Genomic DNA, 6,509 nt, shown 5'->3' with positions numbered 1-6,509 from the left:
TGTCGAGCGGCACCGGGCGCTGGGTGACGGCGCTTCGACCGGTCCGCCGCCCAGGGGCGCGGCGGAAGGTCCGCCAGCTTGGCGCCGGGATGGAGCGCACGGGCAAGATCAAGCACCGCCTGCGGCGTGCGCGGGCCGAAGCCCAAGAGGTAGCTGCCCCACATGGCGATGTGCGCCGGTCGCGCGCGGCGGGCGTGCCCATGAAGGCCGGCAGCGCGAAGATGGTCTCGGGGGGAAGCTCCTGGCCGCCGCCCTTCATCACCACCACCGCGTCCGGATCCGCCGCCATGGCCGCCTCGTCCACCGCCGGCTTGTAGCCGTGGACGGAGGCCATGGCGTTGGTGGCGCCGGCCAGCCGCAGCATGGCGTCGGCGCTGGTGCCGGTGCCGCCGACGGTGGCGGAGCCGCCGGATGCCGCGAGCACGAACACCGCCTTCGGATGGGTGGGCAGCGCGGTCACGGCGGCCTCCACCGCCGCGAAATCGGCGCGCACCGCATCCGCAAGCGCGCGGCCGCGCGCCTCTTCGCCGACCGCTTTGGCGACCGCGAGAATCTTCTCCACCACCCCATCCGGCGTATGCACTTCGGGGACGATCACCACCGGCACGGAGGCCGCCTTGAGCACGTCGAGGGTGGATTTCGGGCCGGCGCCCTCGATGGCGACGATGAGGGTGGGGCCGGCCGAAAGCACCCCTTCCGGCGACAAAGCGCGGGCATAGCCCACCTGCGGCAAAGCGCGGGCGGCGGCAGGGAACTGGCTGGTCTGGTCCACGGCCACCACTTTGTCGCCGACGCCGAGCGCGAACAGAATCTCGGTGACGGCACCGCCGATGGCGACGATGCGCGCATCGCGTGCCGCGCCCTGCGCCGCCGCCTCCTGGGGCCTGACTTCGCTCGCAGACACCCAGCTGCTGCCAAGCAGCAGCGCGCAGATCAGCGTTGTTGCAGCGTAAAGCGCTACATTCGATCCGTTCCAAACTCGCCTGCAACCAACTGATTCCAGCATGAGACTCATCATCTATTGATTCATTCAAATCTGGAACCGATCTAAACGGCAGATGTATTGGTGCCGTCTTTGGATTAGTTCCTAGGTCGAGCACTATGCATGTTATTTACTTGACCGCAATGCGTCGCCACGATAGCCGAAATAGGGCAGGGCGGTACTCCCTGCGGCGCGCCACGCCCCCCTTTCGGGCGGTAGCCAGCCAGATCATCCGGAATGGAGCGGGTCATGGCGGACGGACCGAGGCGGTCGGCATTTTCTTGTCATCTGCGGGAGCTTCTGCTCACCGGTGCGGCGTCGGTGGCGCTGCTCGCCGGCGCGCCCGATGCCTTCGCTCAGAGCGCGGCGCCCGCTGCCGCCAGCGACGAGATCGCACTCGACACGCTCACCGTCGTCGCGACGCGCTCCGGCGCCGAGCGCGCCGTCGATTCGCTTGGCAGCGGTGAGCGTGGTGGGTCCCGGCGAGCTCGACCAGCTCATGCCCAGCACCACGCAGGACGTGTTCTGGGGCATGCCCGGCACCACGGTGCTGCAGAACGGCAACTCGACCCAGGCATCGATCAACATCCGCGGCCTGCAGGATTTCGGCCGCGTCGCGGTGCTCATCGATGGCGCACGCCAGAACTTCACGCAGCTCGGCCACAATGACGGGGCCGGCTCCTTCTTCCTCGAGCCCGGCCTGCTGGCGGGCGTCGACGTGGTGCGCGGCCCGGTCTCCAACATCTACGGTTCCGGCGCCATCGGCGGCGTGGTCTCCTTCCGCACCAAGGATGCCGACGACCTCATCAAGGCCGGCCAGACCTGGGGCGTCGAGGCGAATGGCGAGTTCGCCGAGAACGGCCCCATGGGCTTCGGATCGCTGTTCGCCGCCGCCAAGGTGGGCCAGAACGTGGACCTGTTCGTCGGCGGCACGGTCCGCAACCGCTCCAACTACGTGGACGGCGACGGCAACGAGGTGCCGGGAACCGGCTTCGAATCCTGGTCGGGCATCGCCAAGGCCACCTTCCGGCCGGCCGACTACCACGAGATCAAGCTGACCGCGCTCGACTACGAGAGCTCCTACACCACCGCCAACGAGTATCCGACCGCGGCCACCACCCAGTATGCGACCGACGTCGCCAACCGCACCGTCACGGCGAGCTACAACTACAACAACCCGAACGACAACCTCTTCAACTGGCGCTCGACCGCCTATTGGAACCAGGTCCAGCAGGATCAGACCAAGGTGGCCGGCGGCTGCAGCAACGTGACCGGCTGCGTGGGCGATCCCCGCAGCTTCACCATCGACACGCTGGGCTTCGACCTGAACAACACGTCCCGCTTCCTGGTCGCCTCCACCAAGCACGCGATCACCGTCGGCGGCGACTTCTTCAAGGACGACGTGAGCAACGTCGACAATTTCGGCTTCGGCGACGGCTACAACCCCTCGGGCGAGCGCACCGTGGGCGGTGCGTTTGCCCAGTGGCAGGCGGACTGGACGCCGTGGCTGCAGACCATCGCCGCTCTGCGCTGGGACAGCTATGACCTCACCAGCGCCACGTCGACGGCACCAGCGGCGACCATGTGTCGCCCAAGTTCACGGTGGGCATCTCGCCCTTCTCCTGGCTGACCTTCTACGGCACCTATGCCGAAGGCTACCGCGCGCCGTCGGTGACCGAGGCCCTGGTGAGCGGCGTCCATCCGCCGGTCAGCATCTTCTTCGATTTCGGCTTCCTGCCGAACCCGGACCTGCGGGCCGAAATCGGCAAGAACAAGGAGCTGGGCGTCAACATCAAGTATGACGACCTCTTCGTGAAGGGCGACAAGCTGCGCGCCAAGGCCAACATCTACCGCAACGATGTTGACGACTACATCAACACCGTGTTCCTGACGGCCGGGGATTCGTCCGCCTGCGCCGCCACCGGCTGGTTCTTCTGCTACCAGTACCAGAACATTGCTGCCGCGCGGCTCGAAGGCTTCGAGTTCGAGAGCATGTATGACACGGGCCTTTGGTTCGCGGGCCTCAATGCCACCGTGTCGCAAGGCGACGACGTCACCAACGACCAGCCGCTCACCACCATCATGCCCAACAATGTCGCGGCCACGCTGGGCACGAGGTTGTTCGATAAGAAGCTGACGCTGGCGGTGCGCTGGCAATGGGTTGCCGCCAAGACCGCCGACGAATTGCCGGACGATCTCACCCCCGCGCAGCTCGACGCCTTGGTCACATCGAGCTTCAACCTCGTGAACCTCTACATGACCTACCAGGCCACGGAATGGATGACGGCGGCCTTCTCGGTGGAGAACCTGCTCAACGAGCAGTACACTCAGTACCAGCAGTATCTCCCCAGCGCCGGCCTCACCTTCAAGGCGGGCCTGCGCATGACGCTCGGCGGCGGGGAGATTGCGGCGGCGACGCCCGCCAAGTACGTCAAATAGTCTCGCCGGTCCGGCGGCACATCATTGGAGTGCAGGAATGTTCATCGCCACCAACCGTTTCAAGGTGAAGCACGGGTCCGAGGCCGAGTTCGAGCGGGTCTGGCGCGAGCGCGACAGCTACATCGCCGCGGTGCCCGGCTTCGTCGCCTTCGATCTGTGCCGCGGCGCGGAGAAGGAGGAATACACCCTCTACATCTCCCACACCGTGTGGGCTTCCAAGGCCGACTTCGAGGCCTGGACCAAGTCGGACGCCTTCCGCCTCGCGCACAAGGATGCCGGCGCGGCGTCAAACCGGGTGAACTATATCGGCGGTCCCGAGTTCGAGGGCTTCGAGTCCGTGCTGTCGCTCGGCCCGAGCGAGAAGGCGGCCTGAAGCCCGGCAATCGCCACGCGATCCCTTCTGCGGGCTCGCCCGCATCGTCATCCTCCACACCGGCTCGTCGTCGCGGCGAGCCGTGTTTGCGTCGGCTCAGGCGGCCGAGGACAGTGCGCCCCGCGCCGTCCGCCGCGCCTCGCGCGTCAGGATCGCATCTGCGTCGAGGCTGCGGATCGGGGTCGACAGATCGCGCGGCACCTCTCCCTCGGCCTGAAGGGCGAGATAGCGCCCGCAGCACACCCTGAGGAACGAGGCGAAATTCTCCACCCGCCCGTGGGCGGCATCCAGCTCGCCGTGCAGCCGCACCAGAAGCTGCGGCAGGCTCATGCCGTCGCGGGCGGCGATCTCGCCGAGCACCCGCCAGTAGAAGTTTTCGAGCCGCACGCTGGTGGCGAAGCCGTTGATCCGCAGCGATCGGAGCCGGGTCTGCCACAGCTCGGGATCGGCCTCGATGAAGAGCTTGCACATGGGCGCCTCCCTGGCCTTGCTGCCGGGTCTGATTGCCGGAGGCGCCGCTGGCGTGCGCCGCTCCGATGGCGCTGTGCGGCGCGGCGGGCGGCGCGGCGGCCCGACGGTGATCGAGGGCACGCTGGTGGCCTCGTCCACCGGGGCACCGTCGAGCTTCCGCACCGGCGAACGGGTGTTCCACATCAAGTTCGGCTACGGCGAGATCACCGGCATTGACGGCAACAAGCTCACCGTGCAGTTCGACAAGGCCGGCGAGAAACGGGTTCTCGAAGCCTTCGTGGACCGGGTCTGAGACGCCGGCAGGTTTGTCGCCGCGGAAATTCTGCGCTACCTAACGATCGGCTTGGCACACTCCTCGCGCCAACCGGCTGGGCGGCGAAGGGGGCGCCGGCGGAACGGAGACCGGGGATCAATACCTCTCACGCATGCGGCATGCCTCGCCGCATGGGGTTGGACACGGATTGACGGCCCTCCTGGTCTCGAACGTCGCATTGCTGCTGGTGGAGATGGTGGCCTATTTCGGCGCCATGCTGGCGCTGTTCCGCGCCCGCGCCACGCTCGGCATCGGCGCCTTCTTCTGCGCCCTCGGCAGCCTCCATTTCATGGAGACCTATCTCGCCGCCAGCTATTACGTGGCGCTGCCGCTCGAGGTGTCGCTCTCGCCCGGCTCGGTGGTGATGTTCGCCGGCAAGCTCGCTTTGCTGCTGCTGGTCTATATCCGCGAGGATGCGGTGGTGGCGCGCCAGCCGATCTACGGGCTGATGCTGGGCAACGCCATTCTCCTGGTGCTGGTGGCGCTGCTGCGCACCCACTACACGACCCCTGCGCCCGGCATGCCCGCCGACCTCGCCTTCATGGACCAGATGGGCGTGCTCATGGCCTGGGGCACCCTGCTGCTGTTCATCGACTGCGTGGTGCTGATCCTGCTCTATGAGCGCCTGTCCCGCCTGTTCCGGGGGCGGCTGGTGCCGACCATCTGGACGGCGCTGGCTGTGGTGCTGACCTTCGACCAGCTGGCCTTCTTCACGGTGCTGAACCTGTCGCTCGGCGTGCCACTCTCGGCCGGCATCGGCGGCTGGATCGGCAAGCTGGCCGCCGCCGCGGTCTATGCCGGCCTGCTGGCGCTCTACCTCTCGCGCTTCGAGCACCGACGGGACGAACCGAGCCCGCGCCTCGCCGACGTCTTCGACACCCTCACCTACCGCCAGAAGTACGAGAAGCTGGAGATCGCCTCGCGCCACGACGCGCTGACCCAGGTGCTGCACCGGGGCCAGTTCGAGCCGCTGGGCCGCGACCTCATCGCCGTCGCCGGCACCAGCGGCCAGCCGCTGAGCCTGCTCCTGGTGGACGTGGACGGCTTCAAGGAGGTGAACGACGGCCACGGCCACCCGGTGGGCGACGAGGTGCTGCGCCGGCTCGCCGGGGCGCTCAAGGAGGGCCTGCGGCGCGGCGACTATGTGGTGCGCTATGGCGGCGACGAATTCGCCATCTTCACCCCCGGCGTGAACGCGCGTGCGGCGATGCAGATCGCCGCCATGATCCGCCAGCGGGTGGAGGCGGTGCCGCTGCCGGACGGCATCCGGGCGCAGTCGGTCTCCATCGGCATCGCCACCACCCCGGAGGACGGAGCGAGCTTGACGGACCTGCTCGCCACGGCCGACAAGCGGCTCTATGCGGCCAAGGGGGCCGGACGCGACCGCACCGTGGGCGCGTTCGACGCCTGACCGGCCGCGCCCCAGCACCGGACCGCACATGCTCGAAGGCCTGCCCCCCAACGACGCCACCCATGTCATGCGCGTGAGCGCGCCGCGCGAGAAGGCCCGGCGCATCGCCGACCTGATCTCGGAACCTACGATCCGGCCGAGGTGGCGGTGGCCAATTTCGAGGCGCCGGACGGGGAATGGGTGGTGGAGGTGTTCGCCGGCGCCGCTTTCGACCCGGACGACCTGAAGGCGCTGGTCGCCTGCGCCGCCGGCGCGGACCTGGCGGACGCGGTGTCGTTTTCCGAGATCGCCGAGAAGGACTGGGTGGCCGCGAGCCTCGAAGGCCTCGCGCCCGTGGTGGTGGGCCCGTTCATGGTGCACGGCGCCCACGACCGGGGGCGGGTGAAGGGCGCAACCATCGGCATCGAGATCGAGGCGGCGCTCGCCTTCGGCACCGGTCATCACGGCACGACCCAAGGCTGCCTCGCCGCGATCGCGCGCGCGCGCGCGCGCGCGCGCGCATCCTGGACATCGGCACGGG

At 68.2% G+C, this 6,509-nt stretch carries 5 protein-coding genes and 2 pseudogenes; 5 read left to right on the top strand and 2 right to left on the bottom strand.

Features of this window, described 5'->3' with window-relative positions; all coding sequences use genetic code 11:
- Positions 1–904 (bottom strand): heme/hemin ABC transporter substrate-binding protein (locus AC2W7M_RS17495; protein WP_486133622.1); only part of this gene is annotated, 904 nt, incomplete at its 3' end.
- Between the two features lie 424 nt (positions 905–1,328).
- Here AC2W7M_RS17495 and AC2W7M_RS17490 point away from each other — a divergent pair.
- Positions 1,329–3,421: pseudogene (locus AC2W7M_RS17490) on the top strand (TonB-dependent hemoglobin/transferrin/lactoferrin family receptor).
- Between the two features lie 37 nt (positions 3,422–3,458).
- On the top strand, positions 3,459–3,794 hold the full coding sequence (gene hmuQ, locus AC2W7M_RS17485; protein ID WP_486133620.1) for a heme-degrading protein HmuQ: 336 nt from the start codon (positions 3,459–3,461) through the stop codon (positions 3,792–3,794).
- Between the two features lie 96 nt (positions 3,795–3,890).
- Here hmuQ and AC2W7M_RS17480 read toward each other — a convergent pair whose 3' ends face one another.
- Positions 3,891–4,265: a ribbon-helix-helix domain-containing protein gene (locus AC2W7M_RS17480; RefSeq protein ID WP_486133619.1), complete on the bottom strand. Its 375-nt coding sequence runs from the start codon at positions 4,263–4,265 to the stop codon at positions 3,891–3,893.
- Positions 4,266–4,329: 64 nt separating this feature from the next.
- Here AC2W7M_RS17480 and AC2W7M_RS17475 point away from each other — a divergent pair.
- The 3 genes and pseudogenes from AC2W7M_RS17475 to AC2W7M_RS17465 all read left to right on the top strand — a co-directional run.
- Positions 4,330–4,557: pseudogene (locus AC2W7M_RS17475) on the top strand (hypothetical protein); the annotation flags it as partial.
- A 169-nt stretch (positions 4,558–4,726) separates the two neighbouring features.
- Entirely contained in the window at positions 4,727–5,989 is a 1,263-nt protein-coding gene (locus AC2W7M_RS17470; protein WP_486133617.1) for a GGDEF domain-containing protein, read from the top strand.
- Between the two features lie 141 nt (positions 5,990–6,130).
- A partial coding sequence (locus tag AC2W7M_RS17465) for a 50S ribosomal protein L11 methyltransferase (RefSeq protein ID WP_486133615.1) occupies positions 6,131–6,509 on the top strand: 379 nt, incomplete at its 3' end.

This window comes from Xanthobacter sp. BG11Y11_SDJG (genome assembly GCF_057364445.1).
This window is presented reverse-complemented; position numbering and strand designations above follow the sequence as displayed.